The 23,640-nt window shown below is 38.8% G+C and carries 19 protein-coding genes; 13 read left to right on the forward strand and 6 right to left on the reverse strand.

The genetic code is table 11. The features are described from left to right. Positions 1 to 247: 247 nt before the first annotated feature. Complete coding sequence (locus H0S58_RS05995) at positions 248 to 2,050, forward strand: acyl-CoA dehydrogenase C-terminal domain-containing protein (protein ID WP_195727430.1); 1,803 nt, start codon at positions 248 to 250, stop codon at positions 2,048 to 2,050. A gap of 85 nt (positions 2,051 to 2,135) precedes the next feature. Here the strand turns inward: H0S58_RS05995 and H0S58_RS06000 are convergent, their stop codons facing one another. From H0S58_RS06000 to H0S58_RS06015, 4 genes are all read right to left on the reverse strand, one after another. Continuing rightward, positions 2,136 to 2,975: an IclR family transcriptional regulator gene (locus H0S58_RS06000; RefSeq protein ID WP_195727431.1), complete on the reverse strand. Its 840-nt coding sequence runs from the start codon at positions 2,973 to 2,975 to the stop codon at positions 2,136 to 2,138. A 218-nt stretch (positions 2,976 to 3,193) separates the two neighbouring features. Next, positions 3,194 to 4,399, reverse strand: coding sequence for a 3-oxoadipyl-CoA thiolase (locus tag H0S58_RS06005; RefSeq protein ID WP_195727432.1), 1,206 nt, complete (start codon positions 4,397 to 4,399; stop codon positions 3,194 to 3,196). A gap of 48 nt (positions 4,400 to 4,447) precedes the next feature. Next, positions 4,448 to 5,965: a 3-hydroxyacyl-CoA dehydrogenase gene (locus H0S58_RS06010; protein ID WP_195727433.1), complete on the reverse strand. Its 1,518-nt coding sequence runs from the start codon at positions 5,963 to 5,965 to the stop codon at positions 4,448 to 4,450. Positions 5,966 to 5,986: 21 nt separating this feature from the next. Next, on the reverse strand, positions 5,987 to 6,760 hold the full coding sequence (locus H0S58_RS06015; protein ID WP_092721194.1) for an enoyl-CoA hydratase: 774 nt from the start codon (positions 6,758 to 6,760) through the stop codon (positions 5,987 to 5,989). A gap of 206 nt (positions 6,761 to 6,966) precedes the next feature. Here H0S58_RS06015 and H0S58_RS06020 point away from each other — a divergent pair, with 206 nt between their 5' ends. The 7 genes from H0S58_RS06020 to H0S58_RS06050 all read left to right on the forward strand — a co-directional run bounded on the left by H0S58_RS06020 (position 6,967) and on the right by H0S58_RS06050 (position 14,809). Next, the gene (locus H0S58_RS06020; protein ID WP_195727434.1) at positions 6,967 to 8,121 is read left to right on the forward strand and encodes an acyl-CoA dehydrogenase family protein; all 1,155 of its coding nucleotides are present in this window, start codon (positions 6,967 to 6,969) and stop codon (positions 8,119 to 8,121) included. A 25-nt stretch (positions 8,122 to 8,146) separates the two neighbouring features. Beyond that, entirely contained in the window at positions 8,147 to 9,346 is a 1,200-nt protein-coding gene (locus tag H0S58_RS06025) for an acyl-CoA dehydrogenase (RefSeq protein WP_195727435.1), read from the forward strand. Between the two features lie 275 nt (positions 9,347 to 9,621). Next, on the forward strand, positions 9,622 to 10,899 hold the full coding sequence (locus H0S58_RS06030) for an MFS transporter (RefSeq protein WP_227592263.1): 1,278 nt from the start codon (positions 9,622 to 9,624) through the stop codon (positions 10,897 to 10,899). A 37-nt stretch (positions 10,900 to 10,936) separates the two neighbouring features. After that, positions 10,937 to 11,608 (forward strand): 3-oxoacid CoA-transferase subunit A, encoded by a 672-nt coding sequence (locus H0S58_RS06035; RefSeq protein WP_092721058.1) that lies wholly within the window; start codon positions 10,937 to 10,939, stop codon positions 11,606 to 11,608. Then, positions 11,605 to 12,273, forward strand: a complete 669-nt coding sequence (locus H0S58_RS06040; RefSeq protein WP_195727436.1) for a 3-oxoacid CoA-transferase subunit B — start codon at positions 11,605 to 11,607, stop codon at positions 12,271 to 12,273. Before H0S58_RS06035 ends, H0S58_RS06040 begins: the two co-directional genes overlap by 4 nt. A gap of 30 nt (positions 12,274 to 12,303) precedes the next feature. Further along, on the forward strand, positions 12,304 to 13,578 hold the full coding sequence (locus H0S58_RS06045) for a DcaP family trimeric outer membrane transporter (protein WP_195727437.1): 1,275 nt from the start codon (positions 12,304 to 12,306) through the stop codon (positions 13,576 to 13,578). 46 nt (positions 13,579 to 13,624) lie between these two features. Beyond that, entirely contained in the window at positions 13,625 to 14,809 is a 1,185-nt protein-coding gene (locus H0S58_RS06050) for an MFS transporter (RefSeq protein ID WP_195727438.1), read from the forward strand. A gap of 51 nt (positions 14,810 to 14,860) precedes the next feature. On the opposite strand, the gene H0S58_RS06055 is transcribed toward H0S58_RS06050, so the two are convergent. Continuing rightward, positions 14,861 to 16,084 (reverse strand): CaiB/BaiF CoA transferase family protein, encoded by a 1,224-nt coding sequence (locus H0S58_RS06055; protein ID WP_092721062.1) that lies wholly within the window; start codon positions 16,082 to 16,084, stop codon positions 14,861 to 14,863. A gap of 308 nt (positions 16,085 to 16,392) precedes the next feature. On the opposite strand from H0S58_RS06055, the gene H0S58_RS06060 reads away from it, so the two are divergent. Further along, positions 16,393 to 17,664 (forward strand): MFS transporter, encoded by a 1,272-nt coding sequence (locus H0S58_RS06060; RefSeq protein WP_195727439.1) that lies wholly within the window; start codon positions 16,393 to 16,395, stop codon positions 17,662 to 17,664. Between the two features lie 279 nt (positions 17,665 to 17,943). Here H0S58_RS06060 and H0S58_RS06065 read toward each other — a convergent pair whose 3' ends face one another. Next, positions 17,944 to 18,438: a MarR family winged helix-turn-helix transcriptional regulator gene (locus H0S58_RS06065; protein WP_195727440.1), complete on the reverse strand. Its 495-nt coding sequence runs from the start codon at positions 18,436 to 18,438 to the stop codon at positions 17,944 to 17,946. A 604-nt stretch (positions 18,439 to 19,042) separates the two neighbouring features. Here H0S58_RS06065 and H0S58_RS06070 point away from each other — a divergent pair. The 4 genes from H0S58_RS06070 to aliA all read left to right on the forward strand — a co-directional run bounded on the left by H0S58_RS06070 (position 19,043) and on the right by aliA (position 23,538). Then, positions 19,043 to 19,810 carry a glucose 1-dehydrogenase gene (locus tag H0S58_RS06070; protein WP_195727441.1) on the forward strand — a complete coding sequence of 256 codons (768 nt, stop codon included), beginning with the start codon at positions 19,043 to 19,045 and terminating at the stop codon, positions 19,808 to 19,810. A gap of 68 nt (positions 19,811 to 19,878) precedes the next feature. After that, positions 19,879 to 20,661, forward strand: a complete 783-nt coding sequence (gene badI / locus H0S58_RS06075) for a 2-ketocyclohexanecarboxyl-CoA hydrolase (protein WP_092721066.1) — start codon at positions 19,879 to 19,881, stop codon at positions 20,659 to 20,661. Positions 20,662 to 20,676: 15 nt separating this feature from the next. Next, entirely contained in the window at positions 20,677 to 21,834 is a 1,158-nt protein-coding gene (gene aliB, locus H0S58_RS06080) for a cyclohexanecarboxyl-CoA dehydrogenase (RefSeq protein ID WP_092721067.1), read from the forward strand. A 48-nt stretch (positions 21,835 to 21,882) separates the two neighbouring features. Beyond that, positions 21,883 to 23,538 (forward strand): cyclohexanecarboxylate-CoA ligase, encoded by a 1,656-nt coding sequence (aliA, locus tag H0S58_RS06085; RefSeq protein WP_195727442.1) that lies wholly within the window; start codon positions 21,883 to 21,885, stop codon positions 23,536 to 23,538. Positions 23,539 to 23,640: the final 102 nt, after the last annotated feature.

Consider the following 23,640-nt stretch of genomic DNA (forward strand, 5'->3'; position numbering starts at 1 on the left):
AATATTTAAACATATTTTAAATTTTTCTTGATTGTTTATTCATCGGAGGAAAGGATTTCACATTTTTTTTGTAGATAATATTATTTTTATGGAATATTATTTCGTAATGCGAAATTAATTGTTTGATTAAGCTTTTATATTTTTATGGATATGAAAGGTCTGTTTCAGACATCACAATAAAACTTGGACAGCAAATTTTTTAAATAATGCAATGTTTGTAGTGTCTATCACAAGGAAGAATTGAGTCATGCCAGATTATATTGCACCACGTCGAGATATGAATTTCGTCTTAAATGAAGTGCTGAATATTGAACAATGCTATGCAGGCTTAGAATATTATCAAGACAAAGTCTCCACTGAATTATTTAATTCCTATTTAGACGTTGCTGCAGATTTTTGTCAAAATGAAATTTTACCTTTGAATGCAGTGGGTGACCGTCAAGGATGTACATTAAATGACGGCAAGGTGACCACACCAGACGGCTTTAAAGCGGCTTATCAACAATATGTTGCACTGGGTTTTCCGTCTTTAACTGCACCAGAAGAATTTGGTGGTCAGGGTTTACCAAACGTGTTACGTACCGCAATTCAGGAAATAACCACGGCTTGTAACTGGGCATGGGGGATGTATCCAAGTTTATCTCACGGCGCAATGAGAACGATTAATCAACATGGCACACTCCAGCAAAAACAAATGTATCTGCCAAAATTAATCAGTGGGCAGTGGACGGGCACAATGTGCTTAACTGAAGCACAAGCGGGTTCAGATTTGGGTCAAGTGCGTACTAAAGCCACACCAAATGAAGATGGAAGCTTTGCGATCAGTGGTGAAAAAATCTTTATTTCCGCAGGTGATCATGATTTAGCAGAAAATATTGTGCATATTGTATTAGCACGTTTACCAAATGCACCTGCAGGAACACGCGGTATTTCGCTATTCATTGTGCCAAAATTTAACGTTGATTCTGAAGGTAATCTAGCCGATCGTAACCCTGTCGTTTGTAGTTCGCTTGAACACAAAATGGGAATACACGGCAATGCAACTTGTGTTCTCAATTTTGATGCCGCACGTGGTTATTTAATTGGCCTAGAGCATAAAGGTTTAGTGTGTATGTTTACCTTTATGAATGGCGCGCGTTTAAGTACTGCGACTCAAGGTCTAGCAATTGCTGAAGCCAGTTATCAAGGCGCATTGGCTTATGCCAAAGATCGCTTGGCTTTACGTGCACTGAGCGGTGCAGAACATCCTGAAAAAGCGGCAGATCCAATTATTGTTCATCCCGCAGTTCGCAGTATGTTACTGACCCAAAAAGCATTTGCTGAAGGCGGACGAATTCTCACATATACCATTGCACAGTGGGTTGATATTTCTTCAGTAACACAAGACGCAGCTGAAAAGAAAAAAATCGAAGATTTTTTGGCTCTAATTACCCCGATTGCCAAGGCATTCATGACTGAAATGGGCGCAGAATCTGCGAAACATGGCATGCAAGTGTTGGGTGGTCATGGCTATATTTCTGAACACGGCATGGAACAATTGGCAAGAGATGTGCGGATTGCCTGTTTATATGAAGGCACGACTGAAATTCAAGCAATTGATCTATTGGGACGTAAAATTTTAAAATCAGAAGGAACACTTTTAAATCATTTTATCGATCTGATTGAAACATTTATTCTACAACATCAAAATCAAGTCAGTATTCAACCCTTGTTAAATAGATTATCTGAATTATTAAACGAATGGAAAATGCTCACAGATTTTATTGCCAAAAAAGCAAAAATAAATCCGAATGAAATCGGTGCAGCATCGGTAGATTATTTGTATTTTTCAGGTTATGTCACATTGGCATATGTCTGGGCACAGGCAGCACAGATTGCACAAAGTCAAATTGAAAGAGGTTCAACCGATCAGTTTTATCAATCCAAATGGATTACTGCACAGTTTTATTATAGTAAATTGCTGCATCGAACCAAAACGCATGCTGCCAATATTTTAGAAGATAGTGAGGTACTGATTAATTTAGATAATAACGTATTCTCATCTAATTAATCTTCCAGATAATTTAGATGAAAAAAGCGCCATTTTGGCGCTTTTTAATGTGTGTTTGACTGCCGCTAATGAATAAAAATTGAGCTTAATTATTGTTCAACGTAATGGAGATATTATTCACCATATGAATGAGACGAGGCCCAATTTCATTTTCAAGTTTTTCCTGATCGAGCAAATAGCTCGGTGCACCACAGTTAAAGACCAAAATACCGTGTTGCGGATGAATGAGAGGCACCGCCACTGAATTTACATCTTTCGTCCAATCACCAATTGAAAGGCAGTAACCATAATCTTGATAATCGCGGACTGAACGTTCTAAATTCCGTTTAATGTTTGGCCAGTTTTCTTCATTTCTTTTTTTAATCGCATCAAATAAATAATGTCGTTCTTTTTCATCCATGGCTGCTAAACATGCACGACCTAGTGAGCTACTGTGAATAGGCAATGTTGAACCAATTGGGCGACGCATGGTCATGGTTGAATCAGTGTGAATCACATTCAAATAAATCATGTTTAAACGGTCACGTGTAGCCATGGCTACGGGAGCTTGTGCGTAAGTCGACATTTCCTCCATAAATGGTTGTGCTTGCGTGCGTGCTGAAATATTACATAATGCTGAATAACCTAAGGCCAATACACCAACATCGAGCAAATATTTGGTGGTATTGGGTAATTGCTTTAAGTAACCCAGTGACACCAATGTGCTGGTAATACGTGCTACAGTGGGTTTAGGAAGATTGGTTAAATGTGCAATTTCCTGATTTCCCAAGAGTTGATTGGTCGAAGAAAAACAACGTAGAATTTCTAAGCCCCGTGCAATAGACGCAATGAATTGGGGGTTATTTTCACGATGAATATGCGAAATTGGGTCTAAGCGTATTGCATCGAAATTTGAACTTTCATCTGATTTATTTTTTAATGTCATGATAGTGCAATCAAATAGATAATTATAAAATATAATAACAATTAAATTTCACGATACAAAATAAATGTCTGAGTTTCTAAATGTATTTAGATAAATAATCATGCATTTATGATCGTATCTTTAAATATTAATTTAAGAATATAAAATAAGCGGCTTAATGAAATTCACCGCTTATAAATGAGTTGAATCAATGGATTGAATATTTTAGAAGCTAAGGATTAATTTGCGTTTTCAATCACCATAGCCAAACCTTGTCCTACGCCAATACATAAACTAATTACTGCGTATTTTTTTCCTGTACGTTGTAGCTGACGCGCAGTGGTTAATGCTAAACGCGCACCTGACGCCCCAAGTGGATGACCAACTGCGATCGCCCCACCATTTGGATTTACACGTATATCATCAAAAGCGACATCTAAACCTTTGAGACAAGACAAGACTTGTGATGCAAAGGCTTCATTAATTTCAATAATATCCATATCATCAAGTGTTAAACCTGCACGGGCAACGGCTTTTTTTATGGCTTCGATGGGGCCTGCACCCATAATTCGTGGCTCAATACCTGCTGCTGCTGCAGATAAAATCTTTGCTATAGGTTTTAGACCATATTTTGCCTGAACTGCTTCACTGCCAATGAGTAATGCTGCTGCACCATCATTAATACCCGATGCATTTCCTGCCGTCACCACACCACCTTCAAAAAGAGGCTTTAGTTTTTGCAAGGTTTCAAAATTAGAACTAGGACGCGGATGCTCATCTTCAGTCACAGATTTTGCAGGAAGTTTACGACCTTGAGAAACCTCTACTGTGGCAATTTCACCTTCAAAGAATCCTGCTTGTTTGGCTGCTTCATATTTTGCCTGTGATGCTGCTGCAAATGTATCTGCCTGTTCGCGACTAATACCAAATTCTAATGCGACATTGTCACCGGTTTCAGGCATGCTATGACCACCATGTTGCTTCACAATCTGTGGATTTGGAAAGCGAGCGCCGATTGTGGTGTCATAAATTTTTGCCTCGCGGCTATAGGCAGACTCAGCTTTTGCCATGACGAAAGGCGCACGTGTCATTGACTCGACACCGCCCGCAATATAGAGATCACCTTCATCACAGCTAATGGCACGCGCAGAATCAATAATGGCAGCTAAGCCTGAAGCACATAAACGATTAACGGTTTGGCCCGGAACAGTGACGGGTAATCCCGCTAGAAGAGCAGCATGACGTGCAACATTGCGGCTATCTTCGCCTGCCTGATTGGTATTACCCAAAATGACATCTTCTACATCTTTGCCTGGAATGCCAGTTTTTTCTACCAGTTGACGAATCACCAAAGCAGCTAAATCATCTGGGCGAATCGGGGCTAAGCTACCTGCATGACGACCAAAAGGAGTACGTAATCCATCATAAATATAAGCGTTTAACATTTTTCTTTCCTTGAAGTATTTGGATATAAAAGTAGTTTGGTAAAAATTTTAAGCGGTAAACGTTAGAGGTTGATTTAATTTAACCCGACGTTGTAACCATGGACTTGGACGGTAGCGTGGATCTGCGGTAATTTGCGTCATACGTTCTAAAATCAGCAGAACTTTAGCAGGACCTAGCACATCTCCCCAGCTGATCGGGCCATGCGGATAGCCTAAGCCTAAGTGAACCGCAGCATTAATATCGTCTACTGTAGCAACACCTTGTTGGGCAATATCGCAAGCCAAGTTGACCACCATGGCAATGACTCGCTGTGCGACGAAACCGACACTTTCCTGAATTTGAGTTACTTCACCGTCATCTAAATTAAAGATGGAATGCGCAGCTTGACGAAATTTGTCTTGGGTAATCAGGCTAGGCATTAAGGTACGATGGGTATTTAAACCATTGATCAAGTCGATTGAAACGGTGCGAGTCGCATCAAGGTTTAAGCGTTGTATGCTTGAACTGGTATCTTCGCCATAGCTTGCGACTAGGATTAGACTATCTTTGGCAGGGGATGTTTGAATATCGATTTCAATTTGATGGGTAGTAAGATAATGGGTCAATAATTCTCGGTCAGCTGCAAAATCTGCTGCAATCCATACAGCAGGGTACTGTGATAATTTATCAACTTTTACCGCTAACTGTTCATCTCTTTTTTGTCCTGCTGCATAAGAGTAAAAACCTTGATCGGTTTTACGACCTAGTTGTTTAGCCACCAGCATTTGTTTGGTGAGTACATTAGGGCGGTAGCGTGGTTCTTGATAATATTGTTCATAAACCGATTCCATTACGGGATGTGACACATCCAGCCCAGTTAAATCCAACAGTTCGAAAGGCCCCATTTTAAAACCAAGTGTGTGTTTTAAAATACGATCAATCTCGTGAATATTGGCGACATTTTCATTCAAAATTTTTAAAGATTCTGTGCCATAAGCGCGCCCCGCATGATTGATAATAAACCCTGGAGTATCTTTGGCCACTACAGGTCGATGTCCCATTTTATAAGACAGATCGACCAAAATACGGACAATGTCGGGTTGAGTGCGAATACCTGGAATCACTTCGATCACTTTCATTAATGGCACTGGATTAAAGAAGTGATAACCTGCAATTCGTTCAGGATGTTGACTTTGTGAGGCAATTGCAGTGATCGACAGCGACGATGTATTGGAGACAATAATGGTTGTTTCTGGAATGAATGTTTCTAGCTGTTTGATTAATTCTTGTTTCACCGTTAAATTTTCAACAATCGCTTCAATAATTAAATCGCAGTTTTTAAGATCATCTAAATTTTGTGCAACCACTAAATTTGCTAAAGCTTGCTGTGCAGATTCTGTCGTTATTTTATTTTTTTCGACCAATTTTTGTAAGGTAAGCTGTAATTTTTCAGATGCTATTTGTGCTGCACCTGCTTTGGCATCATACAAATACACTTGATGACCTGATTGAAGCGCAATTTGAGTAATTCCTGTACCCATAATGCCCGAACCGATAATGCCAATAGTCGCAATTTGAATGGTCATGACAATTTTTCCCTGAATAATTTATTTGCCTTGATATTTTGGATGACGCTTTTCAATAAAAGCCTGCATACCTTCTTTTTGATCTTCGGTGTCGAATAACAATTGGAAAGATTTTCGTTCCAAACTTAAACCTGCATTTAATGGAACATCTTCTGACATTAAAGCGACTTCTTTGATGTGCTCAAGCGCAATCGGTGGAAGTCGTGCAATGGTTTTGGCCATTTTAAGGGCTGTATCAATGGTTTCGCTATCGGGTACGACTTGTGTAACCAAGCCCATTTGATAGGCTTCTTGTGCAGAAACTAAACAACCCGTCAGAATCATGCGCATGGCATGAAATTTCCCAACTGCACGGAATAATCGTTGTGTACCGCCAGCACCCGGCATAATTCCGACTTTAACTTCTGGCTGTCCAAACTGCGCAGATTCACCCGCAATAATGATATCGGCATGCATGGCTAACTCACAACCACCGCCTAAGGCATAGCCATTTACCGCAGCAATAACAGGTTTTGGGTAATGGGCAATCGCTTGCCAATAACGTTCTGTATGACGCAAATACATGTCTGTGGTCTGTGCCGCGGCCAATTCTTTTAAATCTGCACCTGCTGCAAATACCGACTCTCCACCCGTGAGAATTACTACACGAATGTCATCATTTAAAGCCAGTTCAGAGAAAATCTGTGCAAGTTGCTTACGAACTTCGGTGTTTAAGGCATTTTTCGCTTCAGGGCGGTCAATTTTAACGATCGCAATATGTTGATCGATACATTCCATTGTTACTGGTTTTTTCATTATCACTCCTATAATTTCGTAATGCGAAATTTTATTTTTATCCAAATTAATCCTATTTAAGCTAAAACTCAATATTTTTTGTATAAAAAATAATTATTTTATCTTTTGTATTGCATTTTATGGTTTATTATGGTTATTTATTTCGTATTGTGAAATTAAAAACAGGTAAAGGAATTTACCTTAAAAGTGAACAAATGGAGTAAGACATGATCCGTGATCCAGAAATGCTTGAACAATTATTAGAAACTATTCGAGATTTTGTAAAAAATGAACTTGTGCCTTTAGAGCATGAGGTTGAGGAAAGTAATGCTATTCCTGAACATATTGTTAATCAAATGAAAGAACTGGGTTTATTTGGTTTGACCATTCCTGAAGAATACGGTGGTTTGGGCATTACCATGGAAGAAGAAATTCTAGTGGCCCTAGAACTGGGTAAAACCTCTGCGGCTTTTCGCTCTTTGATTGGAACCAATAATGGGATTGGTTCAAGTGGTATTTTGATTGACGGAACTGAAGAACAAAAACAAAAATATTTACCTCGTTATGCCAGTGGTGAATATATTGGCTCATTTTGCTTAACTGAACCAGATTCAGGGTCTGACGCTGCTGCATTAAAAACGACAGCAACCAAAGAGGGCGATCATTATATTTTAAACGGTACAAAACGCTTTATTACCAATGCACCACGTGCCACAACTTTTACGGTTATGGCACGTACCAATCCTGAGATTAAAGGCGCAGGAGGAATCTCTGCATTTTTGGTTGAAGCGGGTACAGTAGGTTTATCTTTAGGTAAAATTGATAAGAAAATGGGACAACATGGTTCTTATACCTGTGATGTCATTTTTGACAATTGCCGCGTGCATCAAGATCAACTGATTGGCGGGCAAGAAGGCATTGGTTTTAAAACAGCGATGCGCGTTTTGGACAAAGGTCGTTTACATATTGCAGGCTACAGTGTGGGCATGGCAGAACGTATGTTGGATGATGCATTGAATTATGCTGTAGAGCGTAAACAATTTGGTCAAGCGATTGCTAATTTTCAGCTCATACAAGGTATGTTAGCCGATTCAAAAGCAGAAATTTATGCAGCAAAATGTATGGTCATGGATGCTGCAAGACTGCGTGATGCAGGCAAAAATGTCACCACTGAAGCTTCTTGCGCCAAAATGTTTGCGACAGAAATGTGTGGTCGTGTTGCAGATCGTTGCTTACAAATTCATGGTGGTGCAGGCTATATTAGCGAATATTCTATTGAGCGTTTTTATCGTGATGTGCGTTTATTCCGCTTATATGAAGGAACGACACAAATTCAGCAAATTATTATTGCCCGTGAAATGATTAAACAAGCGACTGCCTAATAGCGACAATAAAGGACACATCACAATGATTTCAAATGTAAAATTCAACTGGCAAGACCCATTTTTAATTGAACAACAATTAACTGAAGATGAACGCATGATTCGTGATACGGCATACGCCTATTGCCAAGACAAACTCATGCCACGTGTGTTAGAACAATTCCGTAATGAACAAACCGATCCCAAGATCTTCCGTGAAATGGGTGAATTGGGTCTTTTGGGTCCGACCATTCCAGAAACATACGGGGGTTCAGGCTTAAATTATGTCAGCTATGGTCTAGTGGCCCGTGAAATTGAACGCGTCGACTCAGGCTACCGCTCTATGGCCAGTGTACAAAGCTCATTGGTGATGGTGCCGATCAATGAATTCGGTTCTGAACAACAAAAACAAAAATATTTACCAAAGCTTGCCACAGGCGAATACATTGGTTGTTTCGGCCTAACTGAACCCGATCATGGTTCAGACCCAGGCAGCATGATCACCCGTGCCAAAAAAGTAGAAGGCGGTTACCGTCTATCTGGTGCAAAAATGTGGATTACCAATAGTCCGATTGCAGATGTGTTTGTGGTGTGGGCCAAAGAAGTATCTGCGACAGGCAACGTAGGTGAGATTCGCGGTTTCATCTTGGAAAAAGGCTGGGAAGGGCTATCCGCACCGACCATTCACGGTAAAGTTGGCTTACGTGCTTCCATCACAGGTGAAATCGTGATGGACAATGTTTTTGTCCCTGAAGAAAATGCCTTTCCAGAGATACGTGGCTTACGTGGTCCATTCACCTGTTTAAACAGTGCCCGTTATGGTATTGCTTGGGGGGTGATGGGAGCAGCAGAATTTTGTTGGCACATGGCACATCAATACACCATGGACCGCAAACAATTCGGTCGTCCGTTGGCAGCCAATCAACTAATCCAAAAGAAACTGGCTGATATGCAAACTGAAATTGCATTAGGCCTTCAAGTGGCTTTACGATTTGGTCGTATGAAAGATGAAGGGATTGCATCGGTTGAAGGTACGTCACTGATTAAACGCAATAACTGTGGTAAAGCCTTGGACATTGCACGACTGGCACGAGACATGTTGGGCGGCAATGGCATTAGTGATGAGTTTGGGGTAGCACGACATTTGGTGAATTTAGAAGTGGTGAATACCTATGAAGGGACGCATGATGTGCATGCTTTGATTTTAGGTCGTGCGCAAACAGGCATTGCTGCTTTTTGTAATTAAGAAATTTAAAAATAAGCCAGTAAATTTTACTGGTTTATTTTTCACTTATTTTTAAAAACGAAATAAAAAATCATTATTTGAAATTAAATTTCGCCATAAGGAATTTTATTTTTATTCTGATTTTAGACTACAAGTATTGAATGGATGTCATATTAAGCTGTGTATTTTTATCAAAAAATATCTGCTTTTAAGCTGCATCAAATTCTAAATATGAAATCAAGTTTTTAAAAATTTGTAAAGCACAGGAGTGCTTGAACAAGAATAGGGAAGAGCTGATGACAGTTAACACAGAACAGATGGTATTAAACCGTGAAGAAAAACCTAAAAACAAAGTATGGATGATTGCATTTGTTTTTTCATTTTTGGCCTTATTGGTAGATGGGGCTGATATTGCGTTTTTGTCTTACAGTTTGACCAGTTTAAAACAGGAATTTGGCTTAAGCAATATTCAAGCGGGTGCTTTAGGAAGTTGGACGCTTGCCGGGATGGCGATTGGTGGATTTTTTGGTGGCTGGGCTTGTGATAGGTTTGGACGAGTACGCGTCATTGTCATTGCGATTGCTTTATTTTCCTTGCTGACTTGTTGGCTTGGATTTGCACAAAGTTATGAACAATTCAAATGGCTGCGTTTTATTTCTGCAATTGGTTTGGGTGCACTTTATATTGCCTGTAATACCTTAATGGCAGAATATGTGCCCACAAAATACCGTTCGACAGTATTGGCGGGTCTAATGACAGGCTGGACTTTAGGTTCTGTTGTTGCCACCCTTTTAGCGGGTTGGTTATTGCCAGAATTTGGTTGGAGATATTTATTTTATATTGCGATTATTCCCATCGTTATTGCAGTGGCTATGCATTTTTTAGTGCCTGAACCGGCTTCTTGGATGGAATCTCGTCGCAAACGCTTAAATGAAAAAGCAAGCGGAATGGTAGAACAAAAACCTAAAAATACCTTTGAAATGATTTTCCAAGATGCTCTAAGTCGTCGTATGTTTATTTTATGGTCATTTAGCACAGCATTCCTACAATTCGGTTATTACGGAGTAAGTAACTGGTTGCCTGCATATTTAGAATTAGACTTAGGCATTAAATTTAAAGAAATGACCATGTACATGATCGGTACATTCCTGATCATGATGTGTACCAAAGTCATTGCGGGCATTATTGCCGACAAAATAGGTCGTCGAGCAGTCTTTACTTTCGGTACGATAGGGACTGCCATTTTTATTCCGATTATTGTATTTGGTAATACACCAGACAACATTTTATGGTTAATGCTATTTTTCGGATTTTTGTACGGTATTCCATATGGAATTAATGCGACCTATATGACTGAAAGTTTCTCGACCAAAGTGCGCGGAACAGCAGTAGGTGGTGCATATAACGTTGGTCGTTTAGGTGCGGTATTAGCGCCTTTAACAATTGGTTATTTTGCTCAAGGTGGTTCGATTGGTACAGGTTTGCTGATTATGGGTGTGGCTTACTTCCTCTGTGGTTTAATTCCAGCCTTCTTTATTAAAGATCGTTTATTTGACCCACAAAAAGCAGATTAATTGAAATCTTGAAACTTAAAAAGTATTAGGAAACAGTATGATTAATAAAGTCACTACGGATATTGAGATTATTTTAAAGTCGATACCAGATGGTGCACGCATCATGACCAGTGGTTTTGGATTAGCAGGCCAACCTGTAGAGTTAATCGAAGCCTTAATTGATTTTGGTCCAAAAGATTTAATCGTGATCAATAATAATGCAGCCTCAGGTGACCGTGGTTTAACCAATTTATTACGTGCGGGTTTGGTTAAAAAAATGATTTGTTCATTTCCTAAAGCCAGTAATTCCACTGTGTTCGAAGATTTATATAAAGCACGGAAAATTGAGTTGGATTTAGTTCCACAAGGTAATTTGGCATGTCGAATTCAGGCTGCGGGTGCAGGACTTGGAGCCGTGTTTACTCCTACAGGTTACGGTACAAAAATAGCTGAAGGTAAAGAGACACGCTGTATTGATGGGAAAAACTATGTACTTGAATATCCCATTCATGCCGATTATGCCTTAATTTACGCTCACCAAGCTGACCGTTGGGGTAACTTGATCTATCGTAAAGCTGCTCGAAACTTTGGTCCGATTATGGCCAAAGCGGCCAAAACCACAATTGCTCAAGTCCACGATGTCGTTGAATTAGGTCATCTAGATCCAGAACACATCATTACACCCGGAATTTTTGTTCAGCATGTGGTTAGAGTTGGAGATATTAAATGACTATTCAAAAACGTAGCCGTGAACAAATTGTAGAACGTGTTGCCCAAGATATTAAAGCTGGTTCATACGTCAATCTAGGAATTGGCTTACCGACAAAAGTCGCAAAATACCTGAATCCTGAACATGAAATTATTTTGCATTCAGAAAATGGAGTTCTAGGTTTTGGGGCTTTAAGCTCATCCGAACAAGCCGATGAGGACTTGATCAATGCAGGGAAAGAGCTCATCAGTATGTGGGGAGGCGGAAGTTTTATGCACTCAGCTGACTCTTTCGATATTATGCGTGGCGGTCATTTAGATATTTGTATTTTGGGCGCATTTCAGGTTGCAGTAAATGGTGATTTGGCCAATTGGCATAGTGGTTCTGTAGATGCTGTTCCTGCTGTAGGCGGGGCAATGGATTTGGCAGTAGGTGCACGTCAGGTTTATGTATGTATGGAACATATGACCAAAAATAATCAGCCTAAAATTGTTCAGGAACTGACTTACCTTTTAACGGGTGCAAAGTGTGTAAATCGAATCTATACCGATTTATGCATTATTGAATTAAAAGAGAATCAGGCATTTGTGACCGAAATGATAGAGGGTTTAAGTTTTGAAGAACTCCAACAAAAAACGGGCTGTATCTTAATTGATGCCACCCCTAAAACAGCCATTGTATTGTAAATATATTGATTTGATTTATTAGGGAAAATAATGAAAAAATTAATTTTAGCCGTAGCTTGCGCTGCGGTGACGGGAACTTCTTTTGCCGAAAATTTAACTACAGAGCAGCGTATTCATGTGTTGGAAAGTGAATTGCAACGTTTAAAACAGGAAATATCAGTTCAAAAAAGTGCCAATATTCAATTGGCACAGCAGCAAACACAATTAAATAGTGAGCTTAAATCTTCAGCGCAAAAAAATATCAATCATTTGACAGACAATGTGGATGTCTATGGCATTCTACGTTTAGATGGCGCAGTAGATTTTAAAGATACGACAGCAGCACGTGGTCGAACCTCAAATCAAATTAATAAAGTACCGTTTGATGCAATTTCAGGTGAACGTTCTGATTTTACCATTGCTGCCACACGGTTTGGTGTCGACATTAAAAACTTGGCAGATCATGAAGATGTGAAAGCCAAATTGGAAGCAGATTTCTGGGTGGATAATGGTAAAAGCGATGGTAAACTCAGAATTCGCCATGCATATGTGAGCTTTGACGATTGGCTTTTGGGGCAAACGTGGTCATTAATGTCGAACATGGAAACCATGACAGAAAGCATTGACTATACTCAGTTTTTAGGTGTTTCTACCTCACGGTTACCGCAGGTTCGACGTGATTTTAATTTCAATGCAAGCAACAAGTTACAACTGGCCTTGGAATATGCAAGTGATCGTACTTCTGAGTTACCGGCATTAACTGCAAAATATATATATAAGAATCAGGCGATATTGCTGATGGGACAAGGCTTCATTAATGAAAAACGTGCTGAAGTCAATCAGCAAGATATTGACAAAGTCAGTTGGGGAATTGGTTTAGGTGCACGTTATAAATTTACGCCGCAACAGTCTGTTCAAGCCAACTATTATCATGTCAAAGGTGATCAGAAATTTGTTTCTTACACTACACAAGGTTCAAGCAGTGATGGTGCCGCTATGGGCGGAGACTATTCAATTGACTTAAATAATAATTCACTGTTATTAAATGAATTTGATAGTTTGACTTTCGGCTATTCGCACAAACTCAATGATCAATGGCGAGGCAATATTGCAGCTTCTTGGATGAAGTTTACTGATGATAATGCTTATGCAAAAGCCAATATCACCAATAATAAACAATTAACTGACCACGCCATTAACCTAATTTATACGCCTCGTCCATATTTGGATTTGGGGGTTGAATATCATTTGGGAGAGCGAGAAAGTTTTGAAGGCAAAACAGCCGATATTTCTCGTGTAAATTTGTCTGCACAATATAAATTTTAGTTCTTCATTTTAAATATCGAATCATTTTAAGGGACGCATAAACTTTATGAGCCGACCATTGTTTAGCCGCAGTTTTATCTTGATGATGGCCATCACTTGCGGGGTTTGTGCGGGTTCTAATTATTATAACCAACCTTTAATTTATGCCATGGCAAAGTCTCTTCATGTCACGGTGGAACAATCAGCAGTCACTATTGTGATCAGTCAATTTGCCTATGCACTCGGATTGATTGTTTTGATTCCTTTGGGAGATAAATATTCCAAACGTAAAATCATTATTAGTTTAATGGTGATCAGTGGTTTGGCCCAAATTTGTATTTCCTTTTCTCAGCAGTTGTGGAGTCTGTATGTTTTTACTTTTATTGCCACGACTTTTTCAATTGCATCTCAAGTCTTAATTCCATTTATTTCCAGCATTGTCGAATCAGAAAAAATGTCTGAAATTATTGGTACACTGATGAGTGGCTTATTTTTAGGAATTTTATTGGCACGCTCCTATGCGGGGATTGTTACCACCTTTGCCGATTGGCATTTGGTGTATCTCAGCAGTGGTATCTTACTTATTCTTTTGGCTGTAGTGATGTATTTTAAATTACCTATTCCCACGGCACCCAATCAGAATTTAAAACTTATTCAAATTTATAAATCTATGTTCAGTATTGCCATGCATTCACCGCAGCTTATTCGCAGAGGCTGTGTGGGGGCTATGGCATTTGCTTCGATGATTTTGGCTTTAAGTACCATGGCATTTGTATTGGCAAATCCACCTTATTTATTTTCAGAATTGTATATTGGCTTGTTTGGTTTTGTCGGTGCAGCTGGTGTGTTTGCCACAAAATGGGCAGGGAAACAGATTGATCAGGCTAAAGAAAAATTTGTTGCAGTGTTAGGTTGTGCATTATTGATTATTCAGTGGTTATTGCTATATTTTGCCCAAAAATCTTTATTGGTATATGTCATAGGCTTGTTGTGCGGCTATTCGGCAATTTCGGTATTGCATGTACTAAATCAAAGTTTAATTTTACGTTCTGCCAAGGAAACTCGTTCAAGACAACATTCAATTTATATGTTTATGTATTTTATGGGTGCTGCAATTGGATCTATGGCAGGGCTATATGCTTGGTATCATTGGGGCTGGACAGGATGTTGTATTGTCGGTTTGGGTTTTAGTTTAATGACGGTATTTTTTGATCGCTTAGACCGTAAACAGATGCAGATGACTGCACTATAAATCTTGATCATCAAACAAGGAATCCTAGAATTCCTTGTTTGATAATTCATTTTAGCGTTGCTGAATGACCTTTTTGTCTTTAAATTCCTGAATTTCATCCTGACTTAAGAACTGACTTAAAATTGCATCGGTATCTTGACCTAAACAAGGTGGGGCTTTCTTATACTCCACAGGTGTTTTTGATAACTTAATTGGTGAACCAATGGAAATATAGTCTTCTCGTAATGGATGAGGCATTTGAATAACCATATCGCGAGCGATGACTTGTTCTTCTTCTAAAGTTTGTTTTAAATCATTGATCATACCTACAGGGACTTTCACAGCATGAATCAGCTCTACCCAAGTTTTGGCAGCTTGGCTATAAAAGTGTTGCTGTAAAATATCAGTGATTTCTTCACGATGAATTACGCGCCCTGAATTTTGATTAAATCTTGGATCTTGAGATAGATGGGGTAGACCAATTGCCTCACATAAAGCTTTAAATTGCATATCGTTTCCACATGCAATAATAAATTCACCTTCTTTCGCGTTAAAAACTTGATAAGGCACAATATTGGCATGGGCATTGCCGAAACGACCCGGTATTTTTTCGGAGGTCAGATAATTCATTGCTAAAACAGACAAAGAAGCCACTTGAGTATCTAACAAGGCCATATCAATATGCTGACCTTCTCCTGTTTTTTCCCGAGATAATAATGCAGCTTGAATCGCAATAGCAGAATATAAACCTGTGGTTAAGTCAGAAAATGCCAAACCTGCTTTTTGTGGACCGCCACCGGGTAGATCATCACGTTCGCCTGTAACGCTCATCATACCGCCCATACCTTGAATAATAAAATCATAACCAGGTTCATTGGCACGTGGACCATATTGGCCAAAACCTGTAATTGAACAATACACCAGTCTGGGGTTTAAGCTACTTAGACTTGCATAATCTAGACCATATTTTTTTAATGAACCTGCTTTGTAATTTTCAATGACTACATCACTTTGTTCGGCTATTTTTTTAATAATACTTTGCCCTTCAGGCGTCGATAAATCAATGGCTACCGAATGTTTACCCCGATTAGCTGACAGATAATAGGCAGACTCGTGTGTATCTTGATTTTGATTGTTTTTTAACCATGGTGGTCCCCACATACGTGTGTCATCACCGTGATCAGGCTTCTCGACTTTAATGACTTCTGCACCTAAATCGGCCAAAATTTGACTGCACCAAGGACCCGCTAAAATACGACTTAAATCTAATACCCGAAATCCTGTCAAAGCACCCATGTTACGCTCCATGTTTCAATTTTAAAAATTTCATTTCAATTATATCCATCTTATAAAAACTATATTAAAACCAGAAAATAATCAATATTTCGATAAAAAATTTCGTATAACAAAATTAAATATTGAATTTATGGTAAAAATCACTGCATAATTATTGTTCTTTTTAAACGGATCAATATTTAAAAATCAGCAAAGCAGCATGTAATCTCAAAAAATTAGTGGAAATTTCATTTATTTTAAAAGCGATATACACATGCTTGAGACCGAACAATAAACACAGGAAAATAAATAACAAGGACATTTAAACCATGACGGATTTAATCAAAGAGTTAGCAAAAATAAAACCCACCACCAAAAGGACGCAACAGATTGCTTTTATATTTGCTTTTTTAGCTTTGTTGGTGGATGGCGCAGATATGCTGTTGTTGTCATTTAGTTTAAATAGCCTAAAAGCTGAATTTGGTTTAACCAACTTACAAGCAGGCACACTTGGAAGTTTTACACTGGGTGGAATGGCAATAGGTGGTTTTATTGGTGGATGGGCTTGTGATCGTTTAGGCCGTGTTCGTACCGTGGTTATATCTATTCTGATCTTTTCAATTTTAACAGCGGCACTGGGTTTTACCCAAAATTTTGAACAATTTGCGGTATTACGGTTCTTGTCTGCATTTGGGATTGGTTCACTTTATATTGCCGCCAATACATTAATGGCCGAATATGTACCCACTGAATACCGAACCACGGTATTGGGTACCTTACAGGCAGGTTGGACCGTCGGTTATATTGTAGCAACACTATTGGCAGGTTGGATTATTCCAGACTACGGCTGGCGGATGCTGTTTTTTGTGGCGATTATTCCCTCAATCATGGCGATTTTTATTCAAAAATTAGTTCCAGAACCAGAATCTTGGCAACGTGCACGATTGCAACGCTTATATGCACCTGTTGAAACGAAGACCAATCAACCTGTTAAAAAAAGCACGATGAAAGAAATTTTTGGCGATCCACTGAATAGAAAAATGTTTATTCTCTGGATATTTACCGCAGGCTTTTTACAATTTGGCTACTATGGGGTCAATAACTGGATGCCTGCTTATTTGGAATCTGAATTACATATGGATTTTAAATCGATGGCAGGTTATATGATTGGTACATATGTTGCCATGATTTTTGGTAAGGTATTAGCAGGTTTTGCAGCAGATCGTTTAGGTCGACGTTTCGTATTTGCTTTTGGTGCAATTGGAACAGCGATATTCTTACCTGTCATTGTTTTGTTTAATAGTCCAGACAATATTGCCTATTTGCTTATTTTCTTCGGTTTCCTTTATGGTATTCCTTACGCCATTAATGCCACTTATATGACTGAAAGTTTTGCTACGTCCATTCGTGGTACTGCGGTCGGTGGTGCTTATAATGCAGGGCGTATTGGCGCGATGTTTGCTCCCGCCATTATTGGTGCAGCTGCAAGTGGCGGTTCCATTGGTTTAGGTTTTCTGATCATGGGAGGTGCATATTTCTTATGTGGCGCAGTCTCAGGAATTTTTATCAAAGACCGTCAATATGATCCGCAAAAGTCATAATATCCTTAAGAAATAATAATTTAAGATTAAATTTAAAAAAGTTAGTGATTTATTAAAGGGTTTAGCAATAAACCCTTTAATTTTATGTTATTTAAAATAAAAAAATCGAGCAAGCATTGATCATTTTCGCTGTGATATGTAAAAAAGCAAGATGGTGGCTTTGATGAAGTGATCAGTCACATGTTATAAATTCAATTGCATTTTGATTAAATGAATCGGCCTTCATTGTTAAGCGAACTGATTATTTAATCTTAAAAAAGATGATGAATTTCAATGTATTTACACATCTAAGGAGGTGCGCTGTTCCATTTTAATGCTTTTTAACCCATCATTCACTTTATTCAAAAGGTGAATTAATGTGACGACATCGTCAAAAGCAATTTTGCCCAACGCTTGTCCATAAAAATTAAAAAAATTAATTTGCAGTTTGTCCCATATTTTAAAACCTTCTGCAGTAAGGGCTACATTTTTTGCACGTCTATCATTCTCATTAATAATACGTTCGACCCAGCCATCTCGTTCTAATCGCTTCAAAACGCCATCTAAACTTTGGCGACTGACCCCCAAGTATTCGGTTAAGTCAGAAAATGACATTCCTATTTTTGCGTGTGGTCTAGACAGTGCACCAAGCACCGACCAATGCACAGGTGAAATACCCAGTTCATTTGAAGACTGCCGATCTAATGTATTTCCCACCTGAAATAACCTAAAAAAAAGTCTATTGTGGGCAGAATATAAAGATTGATTGTAATCAGGGGGCAAGGTATCACTCATTATAAAAAACCCACTCACAGATAAATTAAAAGATAAAAATATTTAGAGAACACAAAAAATGAACTACTTGGTTTAAATCTCAATCAGACACTTCATTCATTTTCGCTGATGATGAACGAGAACCAAATCACGTTTTTTAAAAAGTAATACTTCAACATACACAGATTATTTTTATATCTTGATGATGACTATTTTTCTTAAAACTCAATTGCTCATCTATTAAAACGCTTTAAAATCATATTTAAAAGCAACGCAAGCCCATATTTTAATAACCACTTTGTTTAAAATTCAATCCTAAATTCTACTCATCTCATTCATTTTTACATGACAAATCAAAACAATTTAAAAATTAATTTTCATCAAAATTTAGAGTGTTGATGAATATGAACTTTAGATTGAGATTTAAGGTGAAAAGCAAATATATGTCAATATATTTAATTAGTTTAAATAATAAGATATTGATAAATATAATATAAAAATATTAATTGATTTAATTTATGTAAACGTATTGACATAAAACCATTCTAATCCTATTATTTTTTAAACAAACGCTAACTTGAAAAATAGCCAATCAAATTGGATAAAAAATCTTAAGGAGAGAAAAATGAAAGGATTACAGAATAAAGTGATTATCGTCACTGGTGGTGCAGGTGGAATAGGTTCGGCTACATGTAAACGTTTGACAGAAGAAGGTGCGAAAGTTGCTATTTTTGATATGAATCTTGAAGCGGCAGAAAAATTAGCTCATGAAATTAATAGTCAAAATGGTCAAGCCTTAGCCATTAAGTGTGACATTACTCAAAGCGATGTCGTTGAGCAGGCTGTACAGCAAATAGAAAAAGAGCTTGGACCTGTAGATGGTTTAGTCAATAACGCAGGTTGGGATATTTTTAAACCTTTTGTTAAAACCAACCCGCAAGAATGGGAAAAACTGATTCAGATTAATCTGGTGGGTATGTTGAACATGCACTTTGCCGTTCTTAAAGGCATGGTTGCGCGCAATTCTGGCAGTATTGTTAACATTGCATCAGACGCTGCACGTGTCGGCTCTTCAGGTGAAGCTGTTTATGCCGCATGTAAAGGTGGCTTGGTTTCATTTTCTAAAACCTTAGCACGTGAACACTCTCGTAATAACATCAAAATTAATGTGATTTGCCCAGGCCCGACAGATACCGCTTTACTGGCAGGTGTAACTGAAGGTGCATCTAATCCAGAAAAACTGCGTGAAGCTTTTGTTCGTGCGATTCCATTAGGTCGTTTAGGTCAACCTGAAGATTTGGCGTCATCTATCGCATTTTTCTTAAGTGATGATGCTAGCTTTATTACTGGACAAGTTTTAAGTGTCTCTGGTGGTTTAACTATGAATGGTTAAAACCTTCATAAAATCAGTATTCTAAAATAAAAGATTTAAATTAATAATGTGAACAGGAAGTGAACAAAATGAATTTCGAAGATATTTTATATGAAGTAAAAAATGGCGTAGCTTGGATCACCATTAATCGTCCAGAAAAAATGAACGCTTTTCGTGGTACAACCTGTGATGAAATTATTAAAGCTTTAAATAAAGCGGGTTATGACCGCGAAGTGGGTGCAATTGTTCTTACGGGTGCGGGTGAAAAAGCATTCTGTACGGGTGGTGATCAATCTGCACACGATGGTAATTATGATGGACGTGGAACCATTGGTTTACCCATGGAAGAAATGCATACCGCAATTCGTGATGTGCCGAAACCTGTGATTGCTCGTGTACAGGGCTATGCAATTGGTGGTGGCAATGTATTGGCCACTATTTGTGACCTAACCATCTGCTCAGATAAAGCAATTTTTGGTCAAGTTGGTCCAAAAATGGGTTCAGTTGATCCCGGTTATGGCACAGCGTTTCTTGCGCGTGTTGTCGGTGAGAAAAAAGCACGTGAAATTTGGTATATGTGCCGCCGTTATTCAGGTCAAGAAGCAGTTGAAATTGGTTTAGCCAATAAATGTGTTCCTGCCGATCAGTTGGATGCAGAAGTACAAGCTTGGGGCGAAGAAATTTGTCAGCGTAGTCCAACTGCACTTGCGATTGCAAAGCGTAGTTTTAATATGGATACCGCACATCAAGCAGGCATTGCAGGCATGGGCATGTATGCATTGAAATTATATTACGATACTGAAGAATCGCGTGAAGGCGTGAATGCGCTTAAAGAGAAACGCCAACCAGAATTCCGTAAATTCTATAAATAATAAAGGCTAAACAGAATGACTAAAAATCCTTATATTAATGAAGATTTAGAATATCTGGCAGAAACAGCTGAAAAGTTTGCGCAAAAATTTATTGCACCTGGTTTTTTAGAACGTGATCAAAGTCGAGTTTTTGATCGTGATTTAGTTAAAAAAATGGGTGAGATGGGATTTATCGCACCTGAGTTGCCTGAACAATATGGTGGCCAAGGAATGGGACGATTGGCTGCTGGTGTTATTCATGAAGCAATTGCCAAAGCCGATTTAAGTTTTTCATATATTAACTTGTTGGCTTCTTTGAATGGACAAATTTTGGCTGAACACGGCCAACCAGAAGTGGTTGAACCGTGGTTGAAAAAATTGACTGCAGGTGAGGCTATTTTTTCAATTGCATTGACAGAGCCACGTGGCGGTTCTGATGCTGCAAATTTGCGTTTAAAAATTGAGCGTGATGGCGACGAATACATCATCAATGGCGAAAAGACGTCCATTTCTGCCGCAGATCAGGCCGATGCATCGGTGATTTTTGGACGTACAGGCGCGATTGAAGATGGTGCACATGGTGTGACTGCTTTACTGGTTCCTATGAATTTACCGGGAATTAGCACCACACGTTTTGACTGTCATGGTCAACGTGCGATTGGGCGCGGTTCAATTTTCTTTGATAACGTTCGCGTTCCAGTTAATCACCGCTTAGGTGATGAAAATAAAGGCTTTGTGCAAGTCATGCAAGGTTTTGATTTCTCTCGTGCATTGATTGGCTTACAGGTTTTAGCGGTTGCACGCGTCAGTCTAGATGAAGCTTGGGAATATGCTGCGCAGCGTCAAGCTTTCGGACAGCCATTAACTGCATTTCAAGGCGTTTCTCACCCATTGGCAGATTATGAAACTCAAGTTGAAGCCGCACGTTTATTGTGTTTGCAAACTTTGTGGTTGAAAGATAATCATTTGCCGCATACCGCAGAAGCGGGGATGTGCAAATGGTGGGGGCCAAAACTTGCTTATGATGTCATTCATCAATGCTTACTCACTTTTGGTCATGCAGGTTATGACCGCGGAGTGATGGAGCAGCGCATGCGTGATGTATTGGGTTTCCAAATTGGAGACGGTACAGCACAAATTATGAAAACAATTATTGCACGCCATAAAGCAGGACGAAAAGCAGTACCCGCTTAAATTTTATAATAAATCAGGCAGATAAAACTAAAATCAGGGAGTTAGGAAATGGACTTCGATGCAGTGCTTATAGCACCCAGAAAGGAAAAAATGCTTAAAGAAGGATACTGGTTAAATAAAACCATTATCGGATCACTTCAAACTGCATTGCAACAAAACCCAGATAAGACAGCATTGGTGAGTTTTAAAACTGACAAAAAATCTGAACGTGCTTTTAGCTATCAACAACTTTGGGAAATGACCAATAAAATTGCCTTAGGTTTAAAGCATTTGGGGGTCAGCAAAAATGATGTGGTCTCGTGCCAGTTGCCGAACTGGTGGGAATTTACCTTGTTGTATTTGGCTTGTAGCAGAATAGGTGCAGTACTCAATCCATTGATGCCTATTTTCCGTGAGCGTGAACTTGAATTTATGTTGAGACACGGAGAATCAAAAGTATTGGTGGTACCAAAAATCTTTCGTAATTTTGATCATGAGCAGTTGGCCAACCAATTAAAAGCTAAAATTGAAACCTTAGAGCATGTGGTGGTGATTGATGGAAATACGGAAAATAATTTTAATGCGTTATTGGTGAATCACGGGCTTGATAATCATCTAGCTGCGGTAACTGCTTTAGATGATTTTAATCTCGGTGCAGATGATATTACCCAGTTGATTTTCACTTCAGGTACAACGGGTGAACCCAAAGGGGTAATGCACACCTCAAATACTTTATATTCAAATATTGTGCCTTATGCAAAACGTTTAAATCTGAATGAAAATGATGTTGTTTTAATGGCGTCGCCTATGGCACACCAAACTGGTTTTATGTACGGTTTAATCATGCCCATCGAGCTCAATGCCAAGGTCATTTTGCAAGATGTATGGGAAGTTTCACAAGCCGTTGAGCTTATTCATCAACATCAAGTGAGCTTTACAATGGCTTCTACGCCATTCCTCAACGATTTGTCTAATACTGTTGCAGAACATCATGATCAGGTGAATAGTCTTAAAACTTTCTTATGTGCAGGCGCACCCATTCCAGGGCCACTGGTACAAAAAGCCCGTGAGACTTTAGGTGTTAAAGTGATTTCAGCATGGGGCATGACTGAATGTGGCGCGATTACCACCACACTTATTTCTGATGAAGATGAACGTTCTTACAATACCGATGGTGTGGCATTACCAGGTGTAGAAATAAAAATTACCAATAAACAGGGACAGCAAAAAGCAGTCAATGAAGCGGGACGACTCATGATTCGTTCATGCTCAAGTTTTGGTGGTTATTTAAAACGTTCACATTTAAATGACACCGATCAGGATGACTGGTTTGATACTGGAGATATCGCTTATCAGGATGAGCAAGGCTATATTCGAATTTGCGGGCGAAAAAAAGATGTGATTATTCGAGGGGGAGAAAATATTCCTGTCGCTGAAATTGAATCTTTACTTTATAAGCATCCCAATATTGCTGTCATTGCAATCGTGGCCTATCCAGACGAACGTTTAGGGGAAAGAGCCTGTGCCATTGTAAAACTTAAAGATCCTACTCAGCAGTTGAAGTTTACCGACATGGTGGAGTTCCTTAAAACACACAATTTGGCCATGCAATATATTCCGGAACGTTTAGAAATTTGGGATGAAATTCCAATGACACCGTCTGGAAAAATTCAAAAATTTAAACTGCGCGATTTGTTATTAAAATCGACTGAAAGTGTGACTTAAAAATTTAAATCATTGATGTTTTTAAGATTAAAAAAACAGCAGATGTATATTTCAAGTATGCATCTGCTGAAACAGTGGTATTTAGAGATTAAAATTTTAAAA

Source organism: Acinetobacter sp. TTH0-4 (assembly GCF_015602665.1).
In the GTDB taxonomy this organism is placed as follows: domain Bacteria; phylum Pseudomonadota; class Gammaproteobacteria; order Pseudomonadales; family Moraxellaceae; genus Acinetobacter; species Acinetobacter albensis.

Bases quoted from the DNA above. Each gene is read 5' to 3' on its own strand.
- H0S58_RS06035 (WP_092721058.1), top strand. From the start codon at position 10,937: ATGATTAATAAAGTCACTACGGATATTGAGATTATTTTAAAGTCGATA.
- H0S58_RS06020 (WP_195727434.1), top strand. From the start codon at position 6,967: ATGATCCGTGATCCAGAAATGCTTGAACAATTATTAGAAACTATTCGA.
- aliA (WP_195727442.1), top strand. From the start codon at position 21,883: ATGGACTTCGATGCAGTGCTTATAGCACCCAGAAAGGAAAAAATGCTT.
- H0S58_RS06045 (WP_195727437.1), top strand. From the start codon at position 12,304: ATGAAAAAATTAATTTTAGCCGTAGCTTGCGCTGCGGTGACGGGAACT.
- H0S58_RS06060 (WP_195727439.1), top strand. From the start codon at position 16,393: ATGACGGATTTAATCAAAGAGTTAGCAAAAATAAAACCCACCACCAAA.
- aliB (WP_092721067.1), top strand. From the start codon at position 20,677: ATGACTAAAAATCCTTATATTAATGAAGATTTAGAATATCTGGCAGAA.
- H0S58_RS06005 (WP_195727432.1), bottom strand. From the start codon at position 4,399: ATGTTAAACGCTTATATTTATGATGGATTACGTACTCCTTTTGGTCGT.
- H0S58_RS06000 (WP_195727431.1), bottom strand. From the start codon at position 2,975: ATGACATTAAAAAATAAATCAGATGAAAGTTCAAATTTCGATGCAATA.
- badI (WP_092721066.1), top strand. From the start codon at position 19,879: ATGAATTTCGAAGATATTTTATATGAAGTAAAAAATGGCGTAGCTTGG.
- H0S58_RS05995 (WP_195727430.1), top strand. From the start codon at position 248: ATGCCAGATTATATTGCACCACGTCGAGATATGAATTTCGTCTTAAAT.
- H0S58_RS06055 (WP_092721062.1), bottom strand. From the start codon at position 16,084: ATGGGTGCTTTGACAGGATTTCGGGTATTAGATTTAAGTCGTATTTTA.
- H0S58_RS06040 (WP_195727436.1), top strand. From the start codon at position 11,605: ATGACTATTCAAAAACGTAGCCGTGAACAAATTGTAGAACGTGTTGCC.
- H0S58_RS06010 (WP_195727433.1), bottom strand. From the start codon at position 5,965: ATGACCATTCAAATTGCGACTATTGGCATTATCGGTTCGGGCATTATG.
- H0S58_RS06070 (WP_195727441.1), top strand. From the start codon at position 19,043: ATGAAAGGATTACAGAATAAAGTGATTATCGTCACTGGTGGTGCAGGT.
- H0S58_RS06015 (WP_092721194.1), bottom strand. From the start codon at position 6,760: ATGAAAAAACCAGTAACAATGGAATGTATCGATCAACATATTGCGATC.
- H0S58_RS06065 (WP_195727440.1), bottom strand. From the start codon at position 18,438: ATGAGTGATACCTTGCCCCCTGATTACAATCAATCTTTATATTCTGCC.
- H0S58_RS06050 (WP_195727438.1), top strand. From the start codon at position 13,625: ATGAGCCGACCATTGTTTAGCCGCAGTTTTATCTTGATGATGGCCATC.
- H0S58_RS06030 (WP_227592263.1), top strand. From the start codon at position 9,622: ATGACAGTTAACACAGAACAGATGGTATTAAACCGTGAAGAAAAACCT.
- H0S58_RS06025 (WP_195727435.1), top strand. From the start codon at position 8,147: ATGATTTCAAATGTAAAATTCAACTGGCAAGACCCATTTTTAATTGAA.